This window comes from Treponema sp. Marseille-Q4132, assembly GCF_014334835.1.
Lineage (GTDB): Bacteria > Spirochaetota > Spirochaetia > Treponematales > Treponemataceae > Treponema_D > Treponema_D paredis.
Window position 1 is genome coordinate 1,095,912 of sequence record NZ_CP060591.1, and the last position, 24,972, is coordinate 1,120,883.

The 24,972-nt window shown below is 45.2% G+C and carries 19 protein-coding genes and 1 pseudogene; 13 read left to right on the top strand and 7 right to left on the bottom strand.

Features of this window, described 5'->3' with window-relative positions; genetic code table 11:
- Nucleotides 1–147: 147 nt before the first annotated feature.
- Nucleotides 148–2,349 carry a peptidase U32 family protein gene (locus H9I35_RS05070; protein ID WP_187420493.1) on the top strand — a complete coding sequence of 734 codons (2,202 nt, stop codon included), beginning with the start codon at nt 148–150 and terminating at the stop codon, nt 2,347–2,349.
- Between the two features lie 44 nt (nt 2,350–2,393).
- Here H9I35_RS05070 and H9I35_RS05075 read toward each other — a convergent pair whose 3' ends face one another.
- Nucleotides 2,394–2,828, bottom strand: coding sequence for a single-stranded DNA-binding protein (locus H9I35_RS05075; protein WP_187420494.1), 435 nt, complete (start codon nt 2,826–2,828; stop codon nt 2,394–2,396).
- Nucleotides 2,829–3,168: 340 nt separating this feature from the next.
- On the opposite strand from H9I35_RS05075, the gene H9I35_RS05080 reads away from it, so the two are divergent.
- Complete coding sequence (locus tag H9I35_RS05080; RefSeq protein ID WP_252722750.1) at nt 3,169–6,036, top strand: InlB B-repeat-containing protein; 2,868 nt, start codon at nt 3,169–3,171, stop codon at nt 6,034–6,036.
- Between the two features lie 251 nt (nt 6,037–6,287).
- Here the strand turns inward: H9I35_RS05080 and H9I35_RS05085 are convergent, their stop codons facing one another.
- A complete protein-coding gene (locus tag H9I35_RS05085) occupies nt 6,288–8,180 on the bottom strand; it encodes a hypothetical protein (RefSeq protein ID WP_187420496.1) in 1,893 nt (630 codons plus the stop codon).
- 204 nt (nt 8,181–8,384) lie between these two features.
- Between H9I35_RS05085 and H9I35_RS05090 the strand changes: the two genes are divergently transcribed.
- Nucleotides 8,385–9,239 (top strand): Rpn family recombination-promoting nuclease/putative transposase, encoded by an 855-nt coding sequence (locus H9I35_RS05090; RefSeq protein ID WP_187420497.1) that lies wholly within the window; start codon nt 8,385–8,387, stop codon nt 9,237–9,239.
- A gap of 153 nt (nt 9,240–9,392) precedes the next feature.
- Here H9I35_RS05090 and H9I35_RS05095 read toward each other — a convergent pair whose 3' ends face one another.
- Nucleotides 9,393–10,592, bottom strand: coding sequence for an integrase catalytic domain-containing protein (locus tag H9I35_RS05095; protein WP_187418950.1), 1,200 nt, complete (start codon nt 10,590–10,592; stop codon nt 9,393–9,395).
- 143 nt (nt 10,593–10,735) lie between these two features.
- Here H9I35_RS05095 and hisC point away from each other — a divergent pair, with 143 nt between their 5' ends.
- Complete coding sequence (gene hisC, locus H9I35_RS05100) at nt 10,736–11,884, top strand: histidinol-phosphate transaminase (RefSeq protein ID WP_187420498.1); 1,149 nt, start codon at nt 10,736–10,738, stop codon at nt 11,882–11,884.
- Between the two features lie 172 nt (nt 11,885–12,056).
- Here the strand turns inward: hisC and H9I35_RS05105 are convergent, their stop codons facing one another.
- A complete protein-coding gene (locus tag H9I35_RS05105; RefSeq protein WP_187420499.1) occupies nt 12,057–14,165 on the bottom strand; it encodes a methyl-accepting chemotaxis protein in 2,109 nt (702 codons plus the stop codon).
- Nucleotides 14,166–14,510: 345 nt separating this feature from the next.
- Here H9I35_RS05105 and H9I35_RS05110 point away from each other — a divergent pair, with 345 nt between their 5' ends.
- Nucleotides 14,511–15,203: a metallophosphoesterase gene (locus tag H9I35_RS05110; RefSeq protein ID WP_187420500.1), complete on the top strand. Its 693-nt coding sequence runs from the start codon at nt 14,511–14,513 to the stop codon at nt 15,201–15,203.
- Between the two features lie 213 nt (nt 15,204–15,416).
- Here H9I35_RS05110 and H9I35_RS05115 read toward each other — a convergent pair whose 3' ends face one another.
- Nucleotides 15,417–16,754, bottom strand: coding sequence for a TDE2508 family outer membrane beta-barrel protein (locus H9I35_RS05115; RefSeq protein ID WP_187420501.1), 1,338 nt, complete (start codon nt 16,752–16,754; stop codon nt 15,417–15,419).
- Nucleotides 16,755–17,102: 348 nt separating this feature from the next.
- Here H9I35_RS05115 and H9I35_RS05120 point away from each other — a divergent pair.
- From H9I35_RS05120 to H9I35_RS05130, 3 genes and pseudogenes are all read left to right on the top strand, one after another.
- Nucleotides 17,103–17,540: pseudogene (locus tag H9I35_RS05120) on the top strand (PD-(D/E)XK nuclease family transposase); the annotation flags it as partial.
- 63 nt (nt 17,541–17,603) lie between these two features.
- Nucleotides 17,604–18,773, top strand: coding sequence for an ISAs1 family transposase (locus H9I35_RS05125; protein WP_187418599.1), 1,170 nt, complete (start codon nt 17,604–17,606; stop codon nt 18,771–18,773).
- Nucleotides 18,774–18,783: 10 nt separating this feature from the next.
- A complete protein-coding gene (locus tag H9I35_RS05130; protein WP_256397992.1) occupies nt 18,784–19,218 on the top strand; it encodes an Rpn family recombination-promoting nuclease/putative transposase in 435 nt (144 codons plus the stop codon).
- Between the two features lie 6 nt (nt 19,219–19,224).
- Here the strand turns inward: H9I35_RS05130 and H9I35_RS05135 are convergent, their stop codons facing one another.
- Nucleotides 19,225–20,199: a formylglycine-generating enzyme family protein gene (locus tag H9I35_RS05135; protein ID WP_187420502.1), complete on the bottom strand. Its 975-nt coding sequence runs from the start codon at nt 20,197–20,199 to the stop codon at nt 19,225–19,227.
- A gap of 309 nt (nt 20,200–20,508) precedes the next feature.
- Nucleotides 20,509–21,459, bottom strand: coding sequence for a magnesium transporter CorA family protein (locus H9I35_RS05140; RefSeq protein ID WP_187420503.1), 951 nt, complete (start codon nt 21,457–21,459; stop codon nt 20,509–20,511).
- A 186-nt stretch (nt 21,460–21,645) separates the two neighbouring features.
- On the opposite strand from H9I35_RS05140, the gene H9I35_RS05145 reads away from it, so the two are divergent.
- From H9I35_RS05145 to H9I35_RS05165, 5 genes are all read left to right on the top strand, one after another.
- Nucleotides 21,646–22,218 (top strand): SAP domain-containing protein, encoded by a 573-nt coding sequence (locus tag H9I35_RS05145; RefSeq protein ID WP_187420504.1) that lies wholly within the window; start codon nt 21,646–21,648, stop codon nt 22,216–22,218.
- A gap of 106 nt (nt 22,219–22,324) precedes the next feature.
- On the top strand, nt 22,325–22,837 hold the full coding sequence (locus H9I35_RS05150) for a hypothetical protein (RefSeq protein ID WP_187420505.1): 513 nt from the start codon (nt 22,325–22,327) through the stop codon (nt 22,835–22,837).
- Nucleotides 22,838–22,880: 43 nt separating this feature from the next.
- Nucleotides 22,881–23,120 carry a DUF6364 family protein gene (locus H9I35_RS05155; RefSeq protein ID WP_016521861.1) on the top strand — a complete coding sequence of 80 codons (240 nt, stop codon included), beginning with the start codon at nt 22,881–22,883 and terminating at the stop codon, nt 23,118–23,120.
- Nucleotides 23,113–23,538, top strand: coding sequence for a type II toxin-antitoxin system VapC family toxin (locus H9I35_RS05160; protein ID WP_187420506.1), 426 nt, complete (start codon nt 23,113–23,115; stop codon nt 23,536–23,538). Before H9I35_RS05155 ends, H9I35_RS05160 begins: the two co-directional genes overlap by 8 nt.
- A gap of 101 nt (nt 23,539–23,639) precedes the next feature.
- On the top strand, nt 23,640–24,536 hold the full coding sequence (locus H9I35_RS05165; RefSeq protein ID WP_187420507.1) for a hypothetical protein: 897 nt from the start codon (nt 23,640–23,642) through the stop codon (nt 24,534–24,536).
- Nucleotides 24,537–24,972 lie beyond the last annotated feature (436 nt).

The window sequence follows — 24,972 nt, forward strand, 5'->3', positions numbered from 1 at the left end:
ATATACACAAAATCGATCCGCACACATACATATATATATATGCACGAGTTTTCAAAAAAACTCGAAGTTAAAAGCGTCGCGCTATCTTAGCGGCGCTTTTAAACCTTCCTGTGGAGTTTCATCCCGATTTCTGTTATATTTAAAGGTATGGCAGAACTATTGGCGCCGGCGGGCAATATCGAATCGCTCGACGCGGCTATCGGCGAAGGTGCCGATGCGGTATACCTCGGACTCAAAAGCTTTAACGCGCGGCTCCGCACGACGAATTTTGCATGGAATCAATTCGAAGCGGCGATCGATGCAGTTCATCGGCTCGGTAAAAAAATATACGTTACGGTCAACACGGTGTGCGAAGAAAATGAGACGGAACGGCTCTACCGTCTCCTCTCCTATCTCGACAGGGTAAAACCCGACGGACTTATCGTACAGGATTTCGCCGTCATCCGCATGGCACAAGAGTTTTTTCCGTCGATGGAATTGCACGCATCGACGCAGATGAACGTCGAAAGCGCATCGGGTGTCAATCTTTTGAGCAAGGAAGGCGTAAAGCGCGTCGTCCTCGCGCGCGAACTCGGTCTCGAAGAAATCAAATCGATAAAAGCCGCGTCGACGGCGGAACTCGAAGTGTTCGTACACGGCGCGCTGTGCGTAAGCGAATCGGGGCTCTGTCTTTTTTCAAGCTTTCTCGGCGGCAAGTCGGCAAACCGCGGTATGTGCACGCAGGCGTGCCGACGCTATTATGCGGCGGAAAAGAGCAGCGGCATTTCGGAAGGATATTATTTTTCACCGTGCGATCTCGAACTCATCTCGCAAATTCCCGACCTCGAAGAAGCGGGCGTCGCCTCATTTAAAATCGAAGGGCGTATGAAAAGTGCGGAATATGTCGGTGCCGTAGTAGCCGCTTACCGCTATGTTATGGATCACTGGAGAGAAGACAAAAAAGGAGCGGTCATAACGGCAAAGCGTATGCTCGCATCCGATTTTGCGCGATCCAAATCGTCATATTGGTACAATTTTAAAACGCAAGCCGAAGGCGTCGAAAAAGCGGGTGAGGAGATATTGAATCCCGATCAGGCGGGCGGTACGGGCATCTATCTCGGTAAAATCGCCGCGCTGAAACCCGCTCCCGCGGACCTCATCGAAGCGGAAAAGAAAAACTCAGCCCCCGATACTCCGCCCGAACAGATTCGCATTCAGATGGCGCGCTTAAAAGGCGGCTCCTACGATCCCGACCCCGGAGATTCGATCCGACTGCACCGCAAGGACGATTCCGGACGCATAAGCCGCAAAGTGCGCAGCGTAGAAACGGCGGACGACGGTACCAGGTGGATAGACATACCCGGCGGTTTTCAAGTCGGCGACAGCGTCTATCTTTTACAGACGAAAGCCGCATCGAAACGTTATCCGCGCGTCCTCGCACGCGACGTATCGCAGTACAGAAGACAGCCCGGAGATGAAAAGCTTCCCGTACTCGACTTGACGAGCGTCGGCAAAAACGAACTGCAGTTTTTTCCCGAAGGCTTATATGTACAGGTGTCGTCCATAGCGGATGTATTCGTCGTCCAATCGTCTCATCCCGTGCGTGTTATTATCGAACTGAACAGCGAAACGTCTTACGATCTTGTAAATCACAAAACCGTGCTGCCGCTTTCCAAAAAGCAGCTCATCATTTCCCTCGATCCTTTTTGTCCGCCGGAAACCGAAAACTCATTGCGGCAAACGCTCGATGCGCTCATCGCTGACGGCTTTATGACGTTTATCGCAAACAATATCGCACACATCGCGATGTTGAAAGGCAAAAAAGGCGTCAACGTTATCTCAGGCCCCTACCTCTACACATTCAACCGATGGGCGGTTTCGTGGCTCGAAAATCAAAACATCGGCGCCTTCGTCATGCCTTATGAAAATTCGCGGAAAAATCTTTTGGCGACTTTTCCGCCGTCCGTCCGTTCCCGTATCCTCGTGTCCGTGTTCGCCTATCCCGCGCTCTTCCGTATGCGGTTTAAACTGCCGCCTTCGTACGATTTTACGTATTTTACCGATAAAGAGGGCGCTTCGTTTAAAGTCAATTCGACGCCGGACGGTTCTTTCGTCATGCCCGAAACCGCATTTTCGGTGACGGATAAATGCGATCTTCTCTACAGCGACGGCATCAAACGTATTTTGCTCGACTTTTCGAAAACGAAAGTGACAAAGCCCGAGCTGCGCGAAGTGATGAATTCGCTTATTAAAAAAATCCCGCTCCACGGCGCATACCGCTTTAATTGGAAAGAGGGATTTTACGTGCCGAAACGGGTCGAAGAACAAAAGACGCGCGAAACGGAAACCCGTCCCCATACAAAAAAATGAGGGAATGCCGTCCGGCACCCTACCGAACGGCCGCCTCGTCTTTTTTAAAATACCGCACCCTCTTCTTCCGTCTCTTCGAATTCGTCCGCCGATGCCGCCGTCGCTTCTACGATACCTGCAAGTTCGGCGCTCGGATCCGTTCTTTGTCCGACTTGCGGTTTGAATTCGATATGCTCGGCTATGATCGTAACGCGGCTCACATTCTTTCCGTCCGCTCCTTTCCAACGGCTTTGCTTCAGCCTGCCCACGACGCGCAGCCCCCTTCCTTTTGTAACGCGCTTTTCGCAGTATTCGGCCATTTTGCCGAACGCTTCCACATCGAAATACGAAACTTCTTCGACGCCCCTTCCGTCTCCGCTTTTGTACCATCGATTTACTGCAAGCGGTATAGTACACACTTTGCAGCCGTGCGGCGTTTCTTTAAATACGACATCGCGCGTAATGTTTCCTTCGAGAATAATCGAATTTAATTGATTCATAAAAACTCCTGTGTCATACCGATTCAAAACCGTATCACCGTCTCAAAACCAATCGGACACCTCTAAAAACTCGGTCGGATTTTCGGAGACGCCCAAGCCTATATTGCCGGCCGGCAAAAATTTTTTCCTTGCAGCGCGCATTTTATATATCGAGGAGATTTTTCATTTTCGGAGTTTTTTAGGACAAAAAGAGATAATTTTTTGTAAACATATCCGCCCTATCCGTCCGCAGCACTTCAAAAATAAAATCTTGCAAAACCACTTTTTTTTTGTATAGTGGTTTTATACGAGAAATTCGTGGAGGTGTTTTATGAAAAAAACGATACGTTTTTTTACGGTTATGCTTTTAACCCTTGCGGCTCAGGCATTTTTTACAAGTTGTAACGGCGATGTCGGTTCCGACTCCGGAGCAACACATTACACTGTTACGTTTTATAAAAACTACGAAGGTGCGGATCCTGCAAGTTTTTCGTTTTACTGCGAAGAAGGAAAATTTTCAACGCTTCCCACGCAATTGAGGAAAGGCTACAAGTTTTTGGGATGGGCAAAAAAAGCGGATGCAACGGCACCCGAATACGCCGGAGGCAGCAGCGTAAAAGTCGAGTCAAACCTTGCGTTTTACGCTTTATGGCAAAAAGTCGAATCCTTTAAAGTTACTTTTGACGCAGGATTTATAAAAGACGGCGACAGTGCGGCGGAAACGAAAATTCAAACGGTAAACGTTTCTTCATCAAGTGAAAAATTTACATTGGATAAAAACACGTTTACCCGCACGGGCTATGTTTTTGCGGGTTGGAGCAAAACAAAAACTTCTTCATACGATTCCTATAAGATTGACTACAAAGATGCGGAAAGTGTGGAATATTTTTACGAAGACACAACGCTTTATGCGCTCTGGCTCGAACAGTCAAAATCAATCAAGATTACGTACAACAAAAATGACGGAACGGCAACGCCGGAAGAAATATCTTACTATGTTGAAAAAGGAAAATCTTTCACACTGCGGGCAAATACTTTTACAAGAGACGGAATGTCTTTTGCCGGCTGGTCAAAATCAAAAAGTTCAAAGAAAAAAGAATACGCCGACAAAGAATATATCTGGTCATCTGTAAACAACGACATGACTCTTTACGCACTCTGGCACGACGACGCACATTATGTCATCACCTACTATTCAAACTTCGAAGGTTCAACGTACGACTACAAAGAACAGACTTTAGCAAAATCGGAAAGCGGTGCGACGGGAACCCTTTTGAAAAATACTTTTGAACGCACAGGCTACGTTTTCTACGGCTGGTATACTTCACGCTATCTTCCGGAAGATTCCGGAACAGTGTCGGAGTTTTTTACGGACGAAGCAAAAATCACTTTGAAAACGGATGAAAACTTATACGCCTGCTGGCTTGAAGACAAAGTTTCGGAGGCGGTAAAACTTACTTTCAACAAAAATGACGGAACAACAATTCCTGAAGAAACAAGTCAGTACGTAAAATACGGAAGCAAATCGCCTTGGAGTTGGAAAGTAAACTACAATAAACTCAAACCCAATACGTTCACTCGGGAAAATTACGAATTCTTAGGCTGGGCAACATTTTCTTCTGCAACAAGCGCAACTTACAAGGATGCTGAAACAGATGTTTACTTTACCTCCAACACGACATTGTATGCCGTCTGGCAGTACAAGGGACCGGTTGTTATCACTTTTAACGCAAACGGCGGAAAAGATTCCGACGGAAACACGACTGTAACCCAGACTATAACCGCGAACACTTACACAGGATTAAAGGCAAACACCTTTGCAAAAGAAAATTACAGCTTTACAGGCTGGGCTAAAACGAGCGGCGCAACATCTCCTGAATATAACGATAAACAAAGCGTAAAATTCTCCGAACCTGCCGTTACGCTTTACGCCGTGTGGAAGGCAAATCCGGTAATAACATTTTACGGAAACGGAGGCTCTACAAAGGACGGAAAAACGACGACAACACAAAGCATTCCTTACGGAGTTTCCACAGCATTGAATGAAAATCCGTTTACAAAAGCCGGAAGCACATTTTTAGGCTGGAATAAATCTGCAAGCGGAACGGTTGCTCAATACACCGATAAAGCAAGCATATCTATTTCTGAAGATACGAGGCTTTATGCGGTTTGGAAAGACGATATTGTTTTGACCTTCAATGCAAACGGAGGAATCGGCAGCGATTTTACAAAAAAGATAGCATACGATACGGCAAGTTCTTCCTACAAATTTACCGTCCCGGAAAGCACGTTTACAAAGACCGGGTACGTCTTTATCGGATGGGGAAATTCCGCAAGTTCCAAAGATGTGTCGTACAAGGCAGGAGAATCGGCATCCGCTTCAGAAAGTAAAACTTTGTACGCACTATGGGCAAAAGAATCCGTTCCGGTAACATTTGACCCGAATACGGACAACGGCGGAAGCGGAACCCCATTTACCGAAAATCTTTCGCTGAACACGACCACGCTGAAATACGAGGGAACGTTACCTGCAAACACGTTTACGAATTCAAATGGAAATTTCACGGGTTGGTGTACTTACAAAAAATCAAGTTCTTACCAGATAGGAGAAATAATGAGTGCGGGATCGGAAGTCTCCCTTTCGCCTTCACAGTTGCCGAATACCGAAGGCTTTACACTCTATGCCGTCTGGAATCCGAAAACATATACGGTAACGTATAATCTCGGCGGCAACGGCACGGACATTGTAAAAACCGTACCGAACACCGCAGTAAAATACGGCGAAACTATTGATTATGTTTTAGAAGGCGTTCCTACACCCGCATTGACTTACTACAGCCTTACAGAGTGGCACTCAGTTGTTTACGGGAGCAAAAGGGCGGGAGCGACTATAAAACTTAGAAGTGACCAAACTTTCTATGCCGTATGGAAACTGAACGGTACAATTTTAGATAAGAAAGGCGTAGTTTCCTCAAAGTCTCAGCACAGCTTCACATTTACGCTTTTAAACGAATCCAGTTTGGTTTTCACTGCCACTGCAAGCGGCTCAAGCGGTCTCGATTTTTGGCTTTATGACAGTAACGCCACGAAGATTTCAGATAAAACGAAACTAACATCTGAGACTTACACATTGAAGTTACAAGCGGGAACTTATAAATTGGTCATAAACAATGGTAACTGGATGAATGATAAAACTTACACGATAAAAATAGCGCCTGCGGCGAACTAAATGCATACCGGCTCCGGTCTGCTCAAAGCGGCCGGAGCTGTTTTTTTTGTACGGATGGAGATCTCACCTGCCGCGTTGAAGTGAAATGCATTGAAAATCCGAAAGCGTTTTACACATTATTAAACAAGAGCACCGTATCTTCTTCAGCTGCAGTACACCCGCCGGTACACGAATGCACTGCGCAAAGTTCCCCGAGCCGCTCGCAATTTAAGCCATTACCGGCTGCCGCAGGATCGCGCCCGAGGTATCGGCTAACCGTTACTGATAAGGCGCAGTATGTACAGCTGCACATACATAAACAGAGATTCCTGTTCGCTTATCTTTTGCATATTCGGCGTTTTAATAAGGGATTCCGCAAGACTCCGCACTCGTTCGATCGTAAACGTCTGAGCCGAAATCGTATGGATAACCCTGCGCATATAGCCGCGGATCAGAGAATTGACGTCTTCGGTAAGCTGGCGGTGCGCATCCGGCGATATCAATTTATTCCATTGTTTGCAGTACGAATCGAGCTCGCGATCCACAGTCGAACCTTCCGGCACGAGATCGTTTTCAACCGTCTTTGCAGCCTGCATGATCGCTTCACGCTTTGTCGCGGGACGGATGTTTTTATTCGTCGAATGCGTATCCCGAACTTCTTCTTTCTCTTCACCGTTTTTTTTCTTTTTCGGACCGCGCATAAAAAAGCCGATAATCTGCGAAACGATCGGGATCGAATACCAAAACGGCAAAAGGATTTTCGCGTTTGAAAGCACTGCAGAGTTGCTTATCATGAGCAATTCGCTGTACGGCAAAAGCCGTCCGTTTGAAAAAAGCCGAAAATTTCCGCCGTTCGTGCTGTTTTGCAATTCGATGTCAAGCAGCGTCAAAAAGTTTGCGTTGAGCAGCGCATACAAAACGGGAGACGTTTTTTCAACCTGAGTTTTAAGAACCGATTCGAAACGCTGCTTATCGTGCATTTCGGAAAGCTTTTCAAAATTTTTGAGCGCCTTATACCATTTGTTTGTGAGATTCTGCTTTATGGCACTGTGCGCTTCGTTGCACAGCCGTATGATAAGCGGAAACACCTTTGTCTTATAAACGAAATAACGCGTACCCGAATCGACTTTAAAAACAAGGAGGTGCGGCAAATCACCGTCTTCGCTTTCAGTCGTAAGCCGCTCGAGAAATTTTTTCAAGTCGGCATCGCTGTAGCGATTGCTGAGCGGCATACCTTTGGAATCGGTCATCTTGATGATCGCGCTCATCGGATAAAAATACGGAGGCTTGTCAAGAGAAGCTTCCAGCAATTCAAGCGCTTCGTCTTTTTGCTGCAGCTCCTGCACTTTATTTTTGAGCATTAAAAGATGCAGTTCCGCAATCGCCACCGCCTGCAAAAGATTCGTATCTTCGAGCGTCGTATCTTTTACTTTTTCAAAATCCTGCCTTATAAAATAGCACAGCTGACTCCACGAATAAAAAGAACTCGACGAAGATTCCAAGAGCTGCGACGGACTGTCCTGCCGTGAAACGAACTGCTCAAAAAAAGTTTTTATCGAAATCTCTTTTCCCGGATTTGCATTGCGCAGTTTTTTCAAAAAATAATCGTGGTACTCTTCTTTTTTGAGCATCGCACGGATTTTCGACAGCGCCGCATCGGTGAGCATCTGTACGGGCACGCATTCGGGAAACAGAATGGAAGGCACGTTGCGCGGGAGCTGTACGACATAGAGTTTCGGCGATTTCAAATCCTGTTTTGCAAACAAAGCTGCCAGCAAATCGGATGCCGTCCGTTTTTCAAGCGCGTCCGATGAAAGCTGCTTCGGCAAATCCGCCATCGTAGGAAAGGGAACTGCAGGATTGAACGCAAGCTCTTTGTAACGCTGCGCAAACCTCACCGTATAATACATGATGACAATGACAATCTGTTTTTCACCGTCACGTTCGAGAACGGAAACGAGACGCTTGCTCTCAAGCTTTTGCAATTCGGCGATAACCGTATCTTCCGTATTGCCGAGATACACATCCAAGCTCGGCTCTTCTTCGATATAGTGCTGCGCGTATTTTTTTATGTAATCGCAAAAATCACGCAAATTAACAAAAGCGGATTTTTGTTTGTTCGCATACAAACGGAGAAGCGTGCCGAAATTTGTTATCACCGACATAATTTTCAGTATACCAGAGAAGTCGTTTTTCGACAACACGATTTATTGAAATTTCACTGCACTTTTTCACTGATACTGAAAGGTCAAATATATCCAAAGGGGGAAGCCTCCCCCTCGCTCCCGGCCTTTTCATTGCACGGGCGGCAAACTCCGAAATCGCAACCTTTCCGTGATATATATATCGGATGTTTTAGAGGAGGTTTTATGACAACGCATAACCGTCGGTATAAAGATTCCGTCTTCGTCGATTTCTTCGGTGAAGACAAAAACGCAAAGACGAACTTTCTCTCGCTTTACAATGCGCTTCACGGCACTTCACTCGACGCAACTACGAAGCTCGAATCGCTTCGCCTTGAACAGGTAATGTACATGGCCTTTCGCAACGACGTCGCCTATCTCGTCGACGGTAAAATCATCGTGCTTGTTGAGCATCAGTCTACAGTCAATGCCAACATGCCGCTGCGATTTTTGCAGTACGCCGCGTGCCTTTACGAGCGTATCCAAAACCCGCACGATCGCTATCTTCGCCGGCTCAAAAAGATTCAGACACCGGAATTTTACGTATTCTACAACGGTGAAGAAGATTACCCTGAAACCGCAACGCTCCGGCTATCCGATGCGTTTATAACGATGCCCGAAAAGCCGACTCTCGAACTCATTGTCAGCATGACGAATATCAATTATAATAAAGACAGTCAAATCTTACGTACATGTAAACCGCTGAAAGAGTACACATTGTTCGTTGAAACCGTACGGAGACATACAAGGCTCGACAGCAAAAACGGTTTTAAGAACGCGATCAAAGAGTGCATACAAAACGATATCTTGCGCGAATACTTGCAGCGGAAAAGCAGGGAGGTGATGAACATGTTAATTGCCGAATACGATTATGATGTCGATATCGCCGTGCAAAGAGAAGAAGAACGCGAAATCGCATTACAAGAAGGCTCATATCAAAAAGCAATCGAAACGGCAAGGAATTTACTCGCACTCGGCCTCTCGATTGAAAGTATAGCGCAAGCTACCGGCCTGACAGAAGCGGAAGTCGAACAACTGTAAGCCTATGCTGAAAACTCGAAGCTAAACGAGACGTGCCATTTCAGCGTCTCGTTTAAACCTTCGTTAAAATGCGATCCGATATCCCACCGTATTTCCTCACGTAAAAATCTAACCGAAACGATTTCGGTTCCTCAAGTAAAAATCTAACCGTAGCTATGACCGTTGCACCGCCATAGCGATAAGCTTACGCTGCAAGAGTTGTGTCTTGTCAAGCAGCTGTTGTAAATCCAATCTGTTCTTTCTCCTGAAAAGCTCAGCTTTTACCGCCTTGCTTACCTCCTTACTTTCCATAAGCCTTCGGTAGGGAGTCTTAGCCGCATCATATTTCTTTATGACCTTTGCGTCTATTCGTTGCTTTGCAATAATCTTCATCGAGGGAAAAAAGAAATTAACGAGCTTATTATAACTTTCATACAGTTCTGCTAAGACAACACAGGCAGCTTCTCCCTCAAATCGATAGTAGCCGACAATACGCCTTACCACGCTGTCGTTTTTCTGTTCAACAAAACAGTTGTCATTTTTTTTGTACGACCGGCTTCGGGTGAACGTAATATGATTTAGTTCACACCACTGCAAAAGCTGTATATTTTTGAACTCACGTCCGTTATCGCTGTCAATGCCTTTCATAGCAAAGGGTAAGTGTATTTTCACGTCCTCTGTCGCTTCTTTGACCCACCGATGAGCTTTATTCAAAAGCGCACGATTTTCCGTCCATCCTGAATGAACGTCGGTGAGTGTCAGGGTACAAATATACTGTCCTTCCGTAGTTGTACCGCAATGAGCGACCGTATCGGCTTCGAAAAAGCCCGGTTTTCGTTCGTCCCAATCGAAGAAGGTGCGGATCGGAATGAGTTTATTGAGATTCTTTGCCGGTCGTGTCGTTGCAATACCGCGGATGGAATGCTTGGGGATTTCCGGCTTGAGTATCCTTGAGACCGTTGCGCTTGATATGTGAGCAAGTTTTGTTTTCAGTTGTTCAGTATAGCCGAACTTGAGGGCAAGGTAATCGATATTGTCGCGGATAAAGGGTACGAGCCGTTTTGCACACAGGTACATCGAAAATAGCCACAGTCGAATAACTTCACGCTGCACATCTTGACCGTAGTATTTTTCATAGTGCCGCTTTTTACGAGGCTTTTTGATGATCTGTACACTCTTTCTTTCGACGTTGTTGAAGTGTGTTATTTTTATGCGTGCGCTGTTTTTGAGGATGTGGATGGCGTATTTTCGGTTGTAGCCGGTGGTTGCGGTGAACTCGTCGATGATTTTCGTCTTGCGCTTCTTGTTTGCCGTACAGTAGCGTTTTGCCGTTTCTTCGGTCAATTTCTTTTTCGTTTTCATATCTAACCCCATGGTGCCCTTCCTTCGGGCTTCTATTGTGACTCAGATTTGGGTTAGATTTTTACGTGAGGAACGGCTTTTTTTTCGGTTAGATTTAACGTGATGCAATGCGCCCACTTGTTTTTCCTGCGCCCTGTGATTACAATACCCTTACTATGAAATCAAAGCGAATGGCGCAGCTGCATCCCTACGTACCCGGCGAACAGCCTGCCGACAGAACATACATCAAACTGAACGCAAACGAAAACCCCTATCCGCCGAGTCCGAACGTAATTTCAGCCGTTAGCGATTTTATTAAAAAGCATCCCGAAAAACTTGCACTCTATCCCGATCCCGACGCCGGCAATCTTCGAAAAGCGATCGCCGATATGCTGAACAGAACGGGCGGCGTCCTTGCACGCGCCGTTTCCGAAAGCGAAAAATGCCGGCCCGCCGACGCGGACAGGATCCCCTTTACCGTAACGCCCGATATGATTTATGCGGGCAACGGAAGCGACGAAGTGCTTTCGTTCGTGTTTTATGCCTTTTTCGATTCCGATACGAAACTTGTCACGCCGGAATTTTCCTACAGCTTTTATCCGGTATACGGCGGCTTTTACGATATCCCTCTCGATTTCGTTAAACTCAAAAGCGACTGGACGCTCGACACGAAAACCATGATCGAACGGGAAAAAATTAATAATTCCGGAATCATATTTGCAAATCCGAACGCACCGACCGGACGTTCTCTTTCGCGGAACGAAGTGCGCTCCATGCTCGAAGAGACAAACCGTGAGCGGGTATTCGTCGTCGATGAAGCCTACGTCGATTTCGGCGGCGAAAGCTGCATCCCTCTTCTTGCGGACTTCCCCAATTTGGTCGTCGTGCGTACGTTCAGCAAAAGTTTTTGCGGAGCGGGTATGCGGCTCGGCTACATCGTCGCATCTCCCGAACTCGTGCAGACGGTCACGACGGTAAAAAATTCGCTCAATCATTTTCCGATCGACGCGGTCGCTCAAATCGCCGGTATCGCCGCGTGTGAAAACGATGCATACTACGCCGACTGTGCAAAAAAAATTGCCGCAGAGCGCGAAAAATTCTCCGCCTTCCTCTCCTCTCACGGATGGGACTGCATTCCGTCTTTAGCGAATTTCGTCTTTGCCCGAAAAAAAGGACTTGCCGGAGAAGATGCGTACCGCCGCATAAAAGAGCGGGGTATTCTCGTCCGCCGCTTTGCGACAAAGGGGATCGAAGACTATCTCCGTATCACGATCGGCACTCCCGGCCAAATGCGCACGCTCCGGGAAACGATCGAAACACTGTAAGATCCGAAGCGCCGCGCAGGTGTTGCGATTACACCGCTCGAAGCGAAAACAAAGCGTACGGATAAAAAAACGGCTTTAGGAACGAGTTATGCTCCGAAAGCCGTTTTATAATTTTGAAAAGCGTTTCAAAAATTTGAATTTTCAAAAAAGCGCCGCCGTCTCCCGTCCCGTATCAGACTTTAAACTTTCCGACTTCGGAGGCAAGACTTTCGATACTCGCTTTATTTTTTTGTGTGAGCGAATTGACATCCTGTATGGCGTTATTGATCTGCGTCACGCCGGAAGCCATTTCGTTCATACTGTCCGTGATAATGCGCGTCAAGTCGTCGAGCTTACGCATTTCGCCGGCAACCTGTTCGCCGCCTTTCAACATTTCTTCAGATCCCGTCTGTACTTCCGTCGTTACCGAATTGATGTCTTTGATTGCGGCGAGCACTTCTTTACTGCCCGTCTCCTGTTCGCGCATGGCTTCGGTGAGACGGCTGCTCATGGATTTTACTTCTTCCGCCAATGTAAAAATGATATTAAATTTTTCTTCGACGATTTTGGAAGAAGCGGCAAGCATACCGATTCCGTTGCCGAGCGACTTCAGCGTAGCCGTTATCCGTTTACCTTGTACCGAAGAATCTTCTGCAAGCTTTCGGATTTCACCGGCGACGACGGCAAAGCCCTGCCCCGCTTCCCCCGCGTGAGCCGCTTCGATTGCAGCGTTCATCGCAAGCAGGTTCGTCTGACTTGCGATATGCTGGATAACGCTCGACGCTTCCATAAGCGTTCCCGATTCTTCGGTGATGCGCTGCGTAATACCGCTTGAATCGACAAGCGTATCTTTTCCTTCTCCCGTCGCCGAAGAAAGATCCCTAACGACGCTGTCGGTTCTGTCGAGCGTCTGACCGATGGAACCGATATTTGCAACCATCTCTTCTATGGCGGACGAAGACTGAGCGACGCTCGCAGCCTGAATTTCAATGCTGTTGTTCAGCTGTTTTATCGTCCTGATAATTTCTTCGATCGTGGCTGCCGTTTCGGTAACGCTCGCAGCCTGCGTGAGCGCCTGCTGTTTGATACCGTCGATATTGCTGTTTATTTGGTGAATGGTACTTGCGGTTTCGCTCATATTCGATGCAAGCTCGTTTCCGGATGCTTGCATTACACCGGTGTTTTCACCGATCGATTTTATAGCGCTGCCGATTTTTTCTATAGTTTGATTGAAGTATGCCGAAAGCTCGGTTACTTCGTCGTTGCCTGCGATTTTCAATCGGACGGTCAAATCGCCGTCACCTTCCGCAATGTTTTTTAAAGCATGACCGACACTTTGAATAGGCTGTACCATTTTACGGGCGGTAAGATAGATGATTATCAATACGGAAAATAAAATGACAAGCCCCGTAATATCCATGGCGATAGACAGTACATTGACCGAGTTCATAAATTCTTTGTACGGAGCTCTGAGAATTACCGCCCAGCCGGCTAATTTGGTTTTTGCATACGCGGCTATATTATACGTGTTTTCATACGTATAATAACCGACTCCCGGAACTTCGGATTCCATCGCAGTTTTTTCAAGCGCCGCAAACGATTTATAACTCGGATCCGTTTCCGCCGCATTGACGGCGTTGAAGCGCCACTGTACGTATTCCCGATCAGCGTCCGCAATCCTGTTGCCGGTCTCTCCCAAAACATAACAGTTTCCCGTTTTCCCGATCCTGATATCGTCGATGACATCCGAAAGCGTATCCGCGCTGACGGCGCAGGCAAGTACGCCGGTGATCACATTGCTGTCGTTTCGGATAGGAACGGCAATGACGATAACCAAATTGTCATCCGAACGGGAAACAATCGGCTCGGAAATATACGGCTCTCCTCTTCGAGCAAATTGAAACCATTCTCTGTCCGCCACAAAAAAGATTTTACCTGAAAGAGTGTGGCGATAGCCGTCCATATCCGTTATATCCATTTCCGATATTTTCTCATTGTGTGCCGCTTCTTTCCGGAGTATTTTTACTTTTTCCGAAACGGAAACCGAAGGATCGCGCAATTCGGGCATACGCGCTATACCGTCCAAAAGCTGAAACCACGCCCGGATTCTTCCGTCGATGATTTCGGCAACATCGACGGCTTTATCCGTCAAATGCGTTTGAACCCGTCCGGTTACGGTTTTGCGCGTCGATCTGATCGCATAGACGGTTTCCCCGATCAACACGGCTGCAAGCAGCAGCCCGAAAATAATTGTTAATTTTTTGCGGATTGAAAAGCGTTTTGTTTCTTCCGTGTCACTCATGCGCGCGCCCCCGATTTGCTGAAAGAAAAAGCGTCGGTACTCTCTTTGTTCATTCTTCGGAACCCCTTTTGAAAGCAAACACCCTTTTACACTGTCAGGTTCAATTTCGGTATTTAACCTTAGTAAATAAGTATAAGCCATTTTTTCTATTTAGTCTATCAGTTAATTCACGGATCGGAAAAAGAAAAACGGAATATATATCCTCCGAAAAACGGCCGGAGCTTGAAAAAAACCGCCCGTCTCACGGCTGCAGCCCTGCCGTTCACGGATGCCTTTTTTGCGCAAATGGTGTATACTGATTGCCGCTGCAAACGATATGCTCAATGAATAAAACGGGAGAATCCTATGAAATTTTTAATCATATCCGATCTGCACGGAAATATTTCCGCACTTGAAAAACTCGACGGAGAATTTAAGGCGGCGGACGCGGTTTTGTTCGGCGGAGACTTTGCCGCATTCAATCACACGGAAACGGGTCTGCCCGCCCTTGAAGCGCTGTGCAAAAAGCACGATGCCGTTTTTTCCGTCATCGGAAACTGCGACGAACCCGAATTCCTGAAAGAACTCGAAAAACGGGACGTCAGCGTCGAAAATACGCTCGCATACGTGGGCGGCGTCTGCATTGCGGGAAGCGGCGGAGGAAGCAAATTTACCGGCACAACGCCGAACGAGCGGACGGAAGAAGAGCTTCTCTCGGATTTTTCCGTCGTCGAACACGCTTCCGGCGGTACCGGCAAAAAAAGCGATTGGAGCAATCTCATCCTCATCTCGCACAATCCCCCGAAAGACACGAAATGCGATGCGGTAAATCCCGCTTTGCACGCCGGTTCGCAAAAGTTCCGTGAACTTATAGAACGCCTTTCGCCGCTCGCAGTCGTTACCGGACACATTCACGAAGGTGCCGCAATCGATACGATCGGATCTACGACGATCATCAATCCCGGAGCGCTCCTCGACGGAAAATACGCCGTTATGGAAACGGCCGAAAAAGACGGAACTATGCGCGTCGTTTTTGCGGAGCTTCGAACGCTCGACTGAAAAAGAGCGAAGCGGACGGCCGCGCAGCTTTCATATCGAATACGGCTGCGGCCGTTTTTACCGACGGCAATCGAACTTCCGCACAAATAAAAAGGGCTGCCCGGACGGACAGCCCCTTGAAAAAGAGCGTCTGTCCAAAAACCGAAGTTTTCGGACAGCCCCTTGATTTTAGATGCGTTCACACACGAAGCGCAAACGGACTACGCCGTTTTTTTAGAACTTGACGGTTATCAAAACGCCGAAGTTGTGAATGAGAAGTTTGTTCAGCGTTTTGGTGATTTCTATACCATCGCCTTCATGTAAGTTCGAGCCGAAAGCGGTGAAGAGATTTCCGAGCAGGTTCCAGTATGCGTCAGCCGTTACGTTTTTGGAAAAATACCACGTAAAGCCTGAAGAAAGGTCAACATGCCCCGTTTCGCTGTCGAATTTCCAATTGACTGTTCCCGTAGAGGCAGTAACCGCACCGGTTGCAGTATTCCGCGTTTCGTTTTTAATAAAATCCCATCCGAGCTCCGGAATCGCAAGCGCGGCGCCCATGTTAAAGCGGAATTTTGCAGGGACGATAAAATACGACATACCCAATTCAAGATCGGGCACAAAGTAAAGCGTCGTCGTGTGGATTCTGGAAGCATTATATGCTTTCGTACCGGAGCTTTCAGTATAGTCATAACCGTTTGATTCAAATTTCATTGCCATAGTCACGCCGGAACCCATTTTAAAAGCGAATCTCGCGTCGGGTTCGAAAGTCAGTTCCCAGCGGGGCTGGAGTCCGATCACATTCTTAATCTTGCCGAAAGATTTTACATTGACCCCCGTGTCAACGGCAAAGAATGTCCAATCGGTGTCGAGCGCGAGGGCGGCGTTTTGCGTTATTGCACCTTTTTTGTAAAAGTCGAACGATACGCCCGCGTCTATGTCGAGTATGGTATAGCCGGTATCGGTAAGAGCCGTGACCGTGCCGTTCGTTTTCGTTTCGTCCTTGATCGCCTTGGAACGCAGACCGATCGCCCCAGATGTTTTAAAAAGCATTTCACCGACGGGAAGGTTCATACCGGCTCTGATCGTCGTATCGAATTCGAATTTATTGCTGCTTACTTCGGTATTTGTAGCATCGGTTTTTGTATAACTGTTGCCGGTATTCGGTTTGAATCTGACGTCGGCGAGGAAACCCAAATTGTTTATACCGAAAATCACTTTTCCTTCAGCACCGTCAGTTTCGTTCGTCTTATTCGTAAGCGTATTCTTTCCGTTGTTGTCGGTTTCCGTTTTGGAAGTCCATTCAACTCTTCCGCCGAACCATGCACCCATATAAAACGGATTGAACATGCGTGAAAGCCCTAATTCTATATTACTTTGTCCGCTCTGACCGTATCCGAGGTAGCCGAACATATTTTTCGGCTGGACATTGCTCCAGTCGTTTACGCTCATAAAATCATCGACATCGGTTCCGAACAGAGTCGCCGTACTTCTTTTCATCATGGATGTTTGAGCAAACGCAAATCCCGCTGCCATGAAAACGGCGCCGACAAGAATCTTTTTCAGCAATTTCATCTTTACTCCTTTTTGCGGCTCTCGCTGCAAAGCTCGTGAATTTATCCGGCGGACAGTTTTACCCGCCGAACATCACCATAAGTATATGCCCCGAAAACGAATATTGTCAAGGATAAAAAAATGAAAGAAAAAAAAAACCGCAAAAGGAACGGAAAAGTTACAAAAATTGCGAAAAAATCCTGTAAAAAAAACGCCGATTTTTTACACTTGCAGACTATAGTATCAGAAAGCGGTTTCTAAAAATTGGAAACCGTAAAAAATATGACGGCCATGCATTTTCCGATAGCCGCCATAAGCGGAGGGGCCGGGCGGATCCGCACAAGTACGCATTCATAAAAGGAGGTCTGCATGGAGTATAAAAACTCGGAAGCGATAAATCCTAAAAAAGATTGGGTATTTAAGCTGATGTTTTCAAAAGGCGATGAAGGAAACAAAGCGCTTATCAGTTTTCTCAACGCATTTTTGGAAGAATTTTACGGAAAGATACGCAAAGCCGATATTTTAAATACGGAGCTTACACGGGAAAGCCCGAACGGCGAAACGTATCATTTGGATCTTTTGGTTAAAACCGATAACGGTCTTATCGTGAATCTTGAAATGCAGCAGTTTTGGAAAAAGTCTTTTCCGCGAAGAAATCAACTTTATCTGATGCGTACCGCTTCCCGTTTTTTGCAACAAAAAACCGAAGAAGGCGATTTGTTGTACGCTATAGGCTTGACCGTGTTCGGTTGTTCCGTACCGGAAACGGCTGCGCTTCCGGTTATGAGCGACGATTCCATAATTCAATCACGGAAATCAATTTTTGCTCGAGTATTGTTTAAAAAGTTGATAAAGTGCTAAAGTAAGTGTATGAGGTGGGAAACATTAGAAGAAGCACTTGCAGTGCTTGAGACGGAACGGGAATACGACGGGTATTTTTGCAGCGTACAAGACGCGGTTATCATCGTGATTTTGGGAAGCTTGTGCGATTTGCAAAGCGTAAAGAAAATCCACGAGTGGGCAACGACCGAACATGTCAGAACATTTTTGGCAGAAACGTTCGGAATCAAACGAATACCGTGCTATTGGTGGCTGTTAAGCCTGCTTGGAATCATACGGCCGGAATCATTGAATGAGTGTATGAAACAATGGGTAGCTTCGGTTGTACCGGCTCTTGCAGCAAAACTTGAGACGGAAGAGAAAGAACAAAGCGCGAAGAAAAAGAAGCAGCCGTTGACGATAGCCATAGACGGAAAAGCTATCCGCTCAACGGGAAAGATGAAAAAATACGACAGTCCCTTGCATATCATCAGTGCACAGATAGGGGAATTGGGGTTGACGCTTGCCCAAAGAACGGTCGAATCAAAGAGTAATGAGATTCCTGCCGTACCGGAATTGATAAAAGAGCTTGAAATTCAGGGCTGTATGGTGGTCGCGGACGCAATGAACTGTCAAATAGAGACTGCCGAGGCGATAATTGAGGCAAAAGCGGATTATTTGTTAAGTGCGAAGGGCAATCAGGAAGCACTTATGAACGATATCGCGGAGTATGTTCAGGATACAAAGCTGAGAGTGACGATGGACAGCATCACACGAACGGAAAAGGGACATGGGCGGAAGGAAAGGCGCAGTGCGTATACGAGTGCAGATGTTTCATGGCAGCCGGGAGGACGAGTATGGCCGGAACTCAAATGTATTGGAGCAGTGCATACACGATTTGAGACGAGTAAAGGGGTGACGGAAGAATGGCATTATTATATTTCAAGTAAAGCGTTACGAGCGGAAGAGCTGCTCCATCATGCAAGAGAGGAATGGTCGGTGGAATCGATGCATTGGCTGTTGGATGTACATTTTGACGAGGACAGATGCAGGGTGCAGAGTAAGAACGTACAACAGAATCTCAATATGCTGCACAAGTTTGCGCTTAACATAATCCGCATACACAAACGTGAATCACAATCGAAGCTGCCTTTAAACGGGATTATGTTCCGTGCACTTATGAATCCTCAAGCATTATTACCGCTTTTGGGCAAAACTTGATTTCCGTGTAATTCAATTCATTTATGTTGCCCTGAATGAGCTTATAGATTATACTATAAAAAAAGATATTTCGGATTATACCGCAAAAGATTTTTGGATACGTTTTTTGAGCAATTACGAACAGGACAAACAAAGCGGCATGCTCGAAAAATTGTGTGCCTTGGAGGAGGGTCTGAAAATGGCGGAAACGACACTGTGCAGAGTAACCGAAGAAGAGCGGCGCATTGCATGGGAATTGTCCGAACAAAACTATCGGGAAATTCTTGCCGCCGAACGGGAAGAAGGCGAAGCTCTCGGCTTTGAAAAAGGCGCCTACCGAAATAAATTGGAAACCGTAAAAAATATGACGGCCATGCATTTTCCGATCGCCGCCATAAGCGGGGCGACCGGTCTTTCGGAAGCCGAAATCAAAAACTTGCAGTCCGAATCTAAAGCGTTGTTTTAAAAACCTTTATTCGTTTCCGGCGATGCGGAATCCCATATAATCGTAGGCTTCATTCGGATCGAATGCATAGCGGTCGCCCGCGTTGATAAAGGGCGTGTATTCGGAAACGCTGCCGCCGCGGCTTACACGTTTCGAACCGTAGGCTCGCCCCGCTTCCCGTGCGTTTTTTTGTTCCCCGTAATCGGAAAACCAATCCCAACAGAATTCGAGTACGTTGCCGCTCATATCGTATATGCCCGCTCCGTTTGCATTTCCCGAACCGGGAGCAGGCGGCGCGTCGGGAGCGAAAACCGTACCGGCAGTTCCTACGATCCGCGTCGCATCCGCATTGCTGAAGTCCCACGCGACAAGCGACATACCGGTTTCAGGTATGCCCGATTCCGCCGTTTCGCCGCTCGGCGCATCGCCCCTCTGCATGCCGCTTTTCGTTATGCGGGCGGCGTATTCCCATTCCGCTTCCGTAGGCAGCCTCCAGCCCGAAGCGTTCCAATCGCATTCGGCCAGGTCGCACGAAGCGGTATCGGTCGAATCGCGCAGCACTTTTCCTTTGTATGAATAGCACGGTTTTTTATTTTCGATTTCGCTCAGTGCATTGCACCAGACGATCGCATCGTACCAGTTTATTGCGGTAACCGGCTGAAACGCATCGGCGTCGGACGGAAAACCGCCGCGCTTTCCTTCGGAACCGCCCTGTCCGGGATTTGCGAAAACATAGCCTTGCCGTTCCGCTTCAACGCGCACGCCGTACCAAAGAGCGTAAGTCGTTTCATATTTATTAATTTTAAACGGGGCGACGGTGCGGGAAGCCGTATAGGTTTGACTGTTTTCCCCGATGACAAAGGTATTCTTCGCTCCGTCAGGCGGAAGGCTTACCGTATCGATACCGCTGAAAACCTCGCCCTTCCCTTTTGCCGAAAGCGGAAGCGTAGTGAGCGCCGCCAAAAAACTTATTAAAATAAATGCGCCGGTATGTTTTTTCATAAGCCTTCCTTAAAATTGCACGGCGAGTAAATCTTCAGATTTAGGAGCCGGGCAATTCGTGCGCGAGTCTCGCAACGAGCGCGTAAGCGCGAAGTTTCGAGCGGCGCACACGTATATGGGCGAGTTTTTGGAAAAAACTCGAAGTTAAACGAAACGCGCCGTTTCAGCGTTTCGTTTAAACCTTCTCCCTAATTAAAATAAAAACAAATAAGAAAAGTTTCAACAAGAAATCGATTCGGCGGTGGCGTCTGCGGCAAGTGCGGAGACAAAATACACGATCACGAATCGATCGAGTGCGAATCGCGCCGATTATTTTTTTATCGATGTACGATCGCGGAGCATAAGCGCGGTGATGATCGTCGTGAGGATGCAGCCGCCGGAAATGACGAACATGCCGACCCACCCGTTGCTTGAAAACGGCAGCGGTACGTTCATACCGAAAAAGCTCGTGATAAACGTCGGCACCATGAGCACGAGGTTGATGACGGTAAGACGTTTCATACTGACGTTCAAATTGTTCGAAATGACCGACGTAAACGTATCCATGAGTCCCGCGAGAATATTGTTATAGGTTTCGGCCATACCGATCGCCTGCCTGTTGTCGATGTCGACATCGTCGAGCCAATCGTAATCGTCTTCGTCGAGATTTAATAATTTCGTTCGCCTCAGTTTTTGCAGCAAAAGCTGGTTACTTGTAAGAGACGTCGTAAAATATTCGAGAGACTTTTGCAAATTGAGAAGCTTTACGATTTCTTTGTTTTCGATCGGCCCCTGCAGTTCGCGCTGCATGGCAGTCGTCTGACGGTTTATCTCTTTGAGATAACGCAAAAACGTCGTGTCGGCGCGGCTCATCAGTTTTATGATAAAAGCCGGAAAATCGTCGAGCGAAATTCCCTTTATGGCACCCGAAGCGATATCGCCGAGAACGTCGCAGCTTGCCGAACATATCGTAATGATCGTATTTCCTTCGATGACGATGCCGAGCGGAATCGTATAAAAAGGCACTTCGGCGGAAGGATCGTACATAGGCATACGTATGATGATGAGTACGTATGAATCGCCTTCTTCGATACGCGAAAGCTCGTCGGGGTCGAGGACGTCGACTATGTGATCGTAGTCTATGCCGCAGCTCGCCTCAAGCAGCGAACCGTCAATGCTCGTTACATTACGCGCGTCGACCCAGGTCCTGCTTGAAGCGTCCAATTGCGTTCCGATACCGCGGACAAATTGTCCGTTTTTTTGCTGCCAATAAGAAATCATCGCGGGTGAAATCTTAACAGAAAAAAGCGCAAAGCGCAATGAACGGAAACGGAACAATATGAAATATTGTCTTTTCGGGCTATGCTGTGCTATAGTAATATGAGGGTATAAAATTATTATTGATGATATATAACCGTTAATGTATACAGTTACACGAATAATTACGGCACATAAGTAAAAGATTCTATGACAATAAAAGAATTTGAAAATAAATATTGGTACATGAGTGAACTCAAAGCATTTGCAAAGTCACTTAAAATACCTGTTGATTCAAAAATACGAAAAGATCAACTTGAGGCGTTGATTATTCAATTTTTGAAAACCGAAACGGTAAATCAAAAGAATCGTTTTCGGAGTAAAAGCCGGGATAGAGATATATTGAATAATCATACGTATGTCGAAAATTTCAGCAACAAAAAAGAAACATGGGAATTCATACAGAGTGAAATGGATAAACAAGTTCCGGGATTAAAACCGAAATCGGGTGCAAAATATTGGCTTAATCGCTGGATTGAAAATAAACTTTCTCATGGTGAGAAAATAACTTATGATGATGTTATTTGTAAATATATTCGGTTAAACCAAACTGAAGGAAGGCTTCCGCAAATTCCATCCTGTAAATTTAATAATTTTATAAGCGATTATCTGGCGAATGAAAAAAATGCAACAAGAGAAGATGCTTTGGACGCATGGACTAAGCTAAAAGATATGAAGATCAAAAAAGATTATATAACGTGGAAAAAGAATAAAAATACATAAAAAATTTCGTCTAACACCCGCTTCAACGCTGACGAACGGGACCGAGTCCTGTTGCAGATTAAGCGGATATTAGACGGACGGCTTACCGAAGTGCTTGGGATTAAAAATGGATGACAATATTGATGAAACAAATGTAAATGAAAAAAATATCGATTACAGCAAGTTTGAAGAATTGTTTTTCGAAAATGTTAGAAAAGGAAAAAAATATCAGCATTTTCTAAATCTAAGTTCTCAATCGGATTGTATGCTTATTCGAAGTATTTTAGCTTCAATGAAAATTCCGACCTATGTTGAAGGTGAAAACATGAATAAAATTTATGGAGGTGCTTCAACTTTTATAACAACTGTCTTTAAAATAAAATTGTATATTCTGATCGATGACTACGATGAGGCATTTATAGTCGTAAAAGACTATATTAAAAATAAACTGAAATCTCTTTCTTCTCGAAAAGGGAAAGATAACTATTTAAAGGCTTTTGAAATACTTTCCGCTCCTTATATAATTTCAAATTCCCAAGAAATACTCGGTATTTCAATTATGAGTAAAAAAACAATGGACGAAAAACCGAAAGAAAATATTTTTTTTCAAATTTTTAATGCTTTGTTCAAATTTATTTGACAGTACGTATAGATTTTGCTATTCTATACGTAAAGAGGTTCGTATGGATGCAAAATTAACTTTAAGCATGGACAGTTCCGTTATTTCTTCAATGAAGGGATATGCTTCCGAAAATAATTCCAGCATATCACAGATTGTTGAATCATTTTTCAGAAATTTGCTCTCTTCTCAATCGAAGAATAAAAAAATATCTCCGCTGGTTCAAGAATTAAGCGGAATAATTCCTGTTGAGAAAACCGACAAAAGCGATTATATAAACTACTTGGAATCAAAGTATGAGTAAAGTGCTTTTTGTCGATTCCGATGTCATTTTAGATGTGCTTGAAAAGCGTGAGCGATTTTATGAATATTCCGCTCAAATTCTTTCTTTGGGTGATGAAAAGAAGGTAAAGCTCGTTACAACTTCTTTGGCTTTTGCAAATATTTATTATTTGCTTCGTAAGCATTTAGGGATTGAAAAAGCAAAAGAAAGTTTAAGAAAACTCAGGATTATTGTAGATGTGATTTCCGTGAATGCAAAGGAAGTCGATTTGGCTTTAAATTCGGAGCTTTCGGATTTTGAAGATGCGTTGCAATATTTTACGGCATTGGACGGTAAGATAGAATTTATCATCACAAGAAATGTTTGCGATTATAAGAATCCGAAATTGATTGTCCAGACTCCGCAGCAATATATAGAGGGGCTTAATAACAAAAAATAAAACCTAACAAAGCTTCGCAGTCGACAAACGGGACCGAGTCCTTTTACAGGTTAAGCGTTAGTTAGACGGACGCCCGCACAACGGCGCAAGGAAAGTAAACAATGAAAAAAATATTTTGTATATTATTTTTATTCTCAGCTATAGCAAGTTCAATTTTTGCAGATAAAAATCGTTTTTATGAAAATGGAAAAGTAATTGATACAATGTATGTTGATTCTGAGGATGGATTAAAGGTTCGTGATTATCCATCTTTAAAATCCAACAGACTTTGCGGATTAATACATCGTCTTCCTGTAAAAGTTGTCGCAATCGGAAAAGAAGAAACAATTGATGGAATTACAGCTCCATGGGTAGAAATTCTGATTCCTTGCTATGAATGGAAAAGTGATAAAGCCGAATACGGGTGGGCTTTTGGCGGTTATCTGTCATCAAAACAGCCTGATTTTGTCCCTCCAAAAAATGCAGCTGAATTACAACAGTATTTATCATCTGTGGAATATTGGGATGAATATGAAAACAATAAAACAAACTATTATGTATTTAGTTTTAACCTTCTAAATGGAAGCTTCTGGCACGGTGGTGAAGGTTCCGGCATAGGCGAAGGTGGTAATTGGAAGACTCTTTCAAAAAATAAAGTTTACTTTCATACAAGTTATGTTATGGAATATGAGGAAGACAGTTCTTGGGAACTGGTTTTTAAGTTTGAAAAAGATGGTTCATTTAATTATTCTTCCGGAAAAAGTATCAATTATTGTTACCCGAGATTTAGCAAAAAAAACTGGTCGCTATATTCTGTTACAAGTAAAGGAAATTACATAACTTATTATGCCGGAATTAAAGATTGGAGTCCTTATAATGTTAGATCGATCGAAGAAATAATTATGGAAGCTATAAGCTGGGGAATATCAGCAGATGGAACTTCTTACGAGAAAAATTATCATAAATATTGGAATCCAATAATGGCAGAACATCAGAAAAAAGCCGATGCTATGAAATGAAGTCGCATAACATGAGGTTCGCAGCCGACAACGGGGCAAGCCGATTTGCGGTACAAGCCATTGTTAGAATGTTATAACATCTAATATAATAAATTCAAAAAGACATTAAGAATAATTTTATTCATAAAAAGGATTATTAAATAATGGCATAATACCGTTTTCAAAGCAATCAGGCTTCAAAGATTTCCCTAAAATAATTGATGACAATGATGACGTTATTTATTATGTATCAATTGCTTTTTGTAAATGAAAACATTTGAAGATCTGACAGTATTCGTTTTTTCCGACCCTGTAAAAAAGCGTGTAAACGGTACGGTTTAAATAAAAACGGACACCGTCGGAAAATTCAGGACAATGATACTCAAGTAAGTCGTCACAACTGAAAGGAAAAAGTTCATTGCGTCGTAGATTCCGACGATGCCGCTCGAGGCTTCGT

Bases quoted from the DNA above. Each gene is read 5' to 3' on its own strand.
- H9I35_RS05070 (WP_187420493.1), top strand. From the start codon at position 148: ATGGCAGAACTATTGGCGCCGGCGGGCAATATCGAATCGCTCGACGCG.
- H9I35_RS05155 (WP_016521861.1), top strand. From the start codon at position 22,881: ATGGATGCAAAATTAACTTTAAGCATGGACAGTTCCGTTATTTCTTCA.
- H9I35_RS05090 (WP_187420497.1), top strand. From the start codon at position 8,385: ATGACAACGCATAACCGTCGGTATAAAGATTCCGTCTTCGTCGATTTC.
- H9I35_RS05105 (WP_187420499.1), bottom strand. From the start codon at position 14,165: ATGAGTGACACGGAAGAAACAAAACGCTTTTCAATCCGCAAAAAATTA.
- H9I35_RS05110 (WP_187420500.1), top strand. From the start codon at position 14,511: ATGAAATTTTTAATCATATCCGATCTGCACGGAAATATTTCCGCACTT.
- H9I35_RS05160 (WP_187420506.1), top strand. From the start codon at position 23,113: ATGAGTAAAGTGCTTTTTGTCGATTCCGATGTCATTTTAGATGTGCTT.
- H9I35_RS05165 (WP_187420507.1), top strand. From the start codon at position 23,640: ATGAAAAAAATATTTTGTATATTATTTTTATTCTCAGCTATAGCAAGT.
- H9I35_RS05135 (WP_187420502.1), bottom strand. From the start codon at position 20,199: ATGAAAAAACATACCGGCGCATTTATTTTAATAAGTTTTTTGGCGGCG.
- H9I35_RS05075 (WP_187420494.1), bottom strand. From the start codon at position 2,828: ATGAATCAATTAAATTCGATTATTCTCGAAGGAAACATTACGCGCGAT.
- H9I35_RS05140 (WP_187420503.1), bottom strand. From the start codon at position 21,459: ATGATTTCTTATTGGCAGCAAAAAAACGGACAATTTGTCCGCGGTATC.
- H9I35_RS05115 (WP_187420501.1), bottom strand. From the start codon at position 16,754: ATGAAATTGCTGAAAAAGATTCTTGTCGGCGCCGTTTTCATGGCAGCG.
- H9I35_RS05145 (WP_187420504.1), top strand. From the start codon at position 21,646: ATGACAATAAAAGAATTTGAAAATAAATATTGGTACATGAGTGAACTC.
- H9I35_RS05095 (WP_187418950.1), bottom strand. From the start codon at position 10,592: ATGGGGTTAGATATGAAAACGAAAAAGAAATTGACCGAAGAAACGGCA.
- H9I35_RS05085 (WP_187420496.1), bottom strand. From the start codon at position 8,180: ATGTCGGTGATAACAAATTTCGGCACGCTTCTCCGTTTGTATGCGAAC.
- H9I35_RS05150 (WP_187420505.1), top strand. From the start codon at position 22,325: ATGGATGACAATATTGATGAAACAAATGTAAATGAAAAAAATATCGAT.
- H9I35_RS05080 (WP_252722750.1), top strand. From the start codon at position 3,169: ATGCTTTTAACCCTTGCGGCTCAGGCATTTTTTACAAGTTGTAACGGC.
- hisC (WP_187420498.1), top strand. From the start codon at position 10,736: ATGAAATCAAAGCGAATGGCGCAGCTGCATCCCTACGTACCCGGCGAA.
- H9I35_RS05125 (WP_187418599.1), top strand. From the start codon at position 17,604: ATGAGGTGGGAAACATTAGAAGAAGCACTTGCAGTGCTTGAGACGGAA.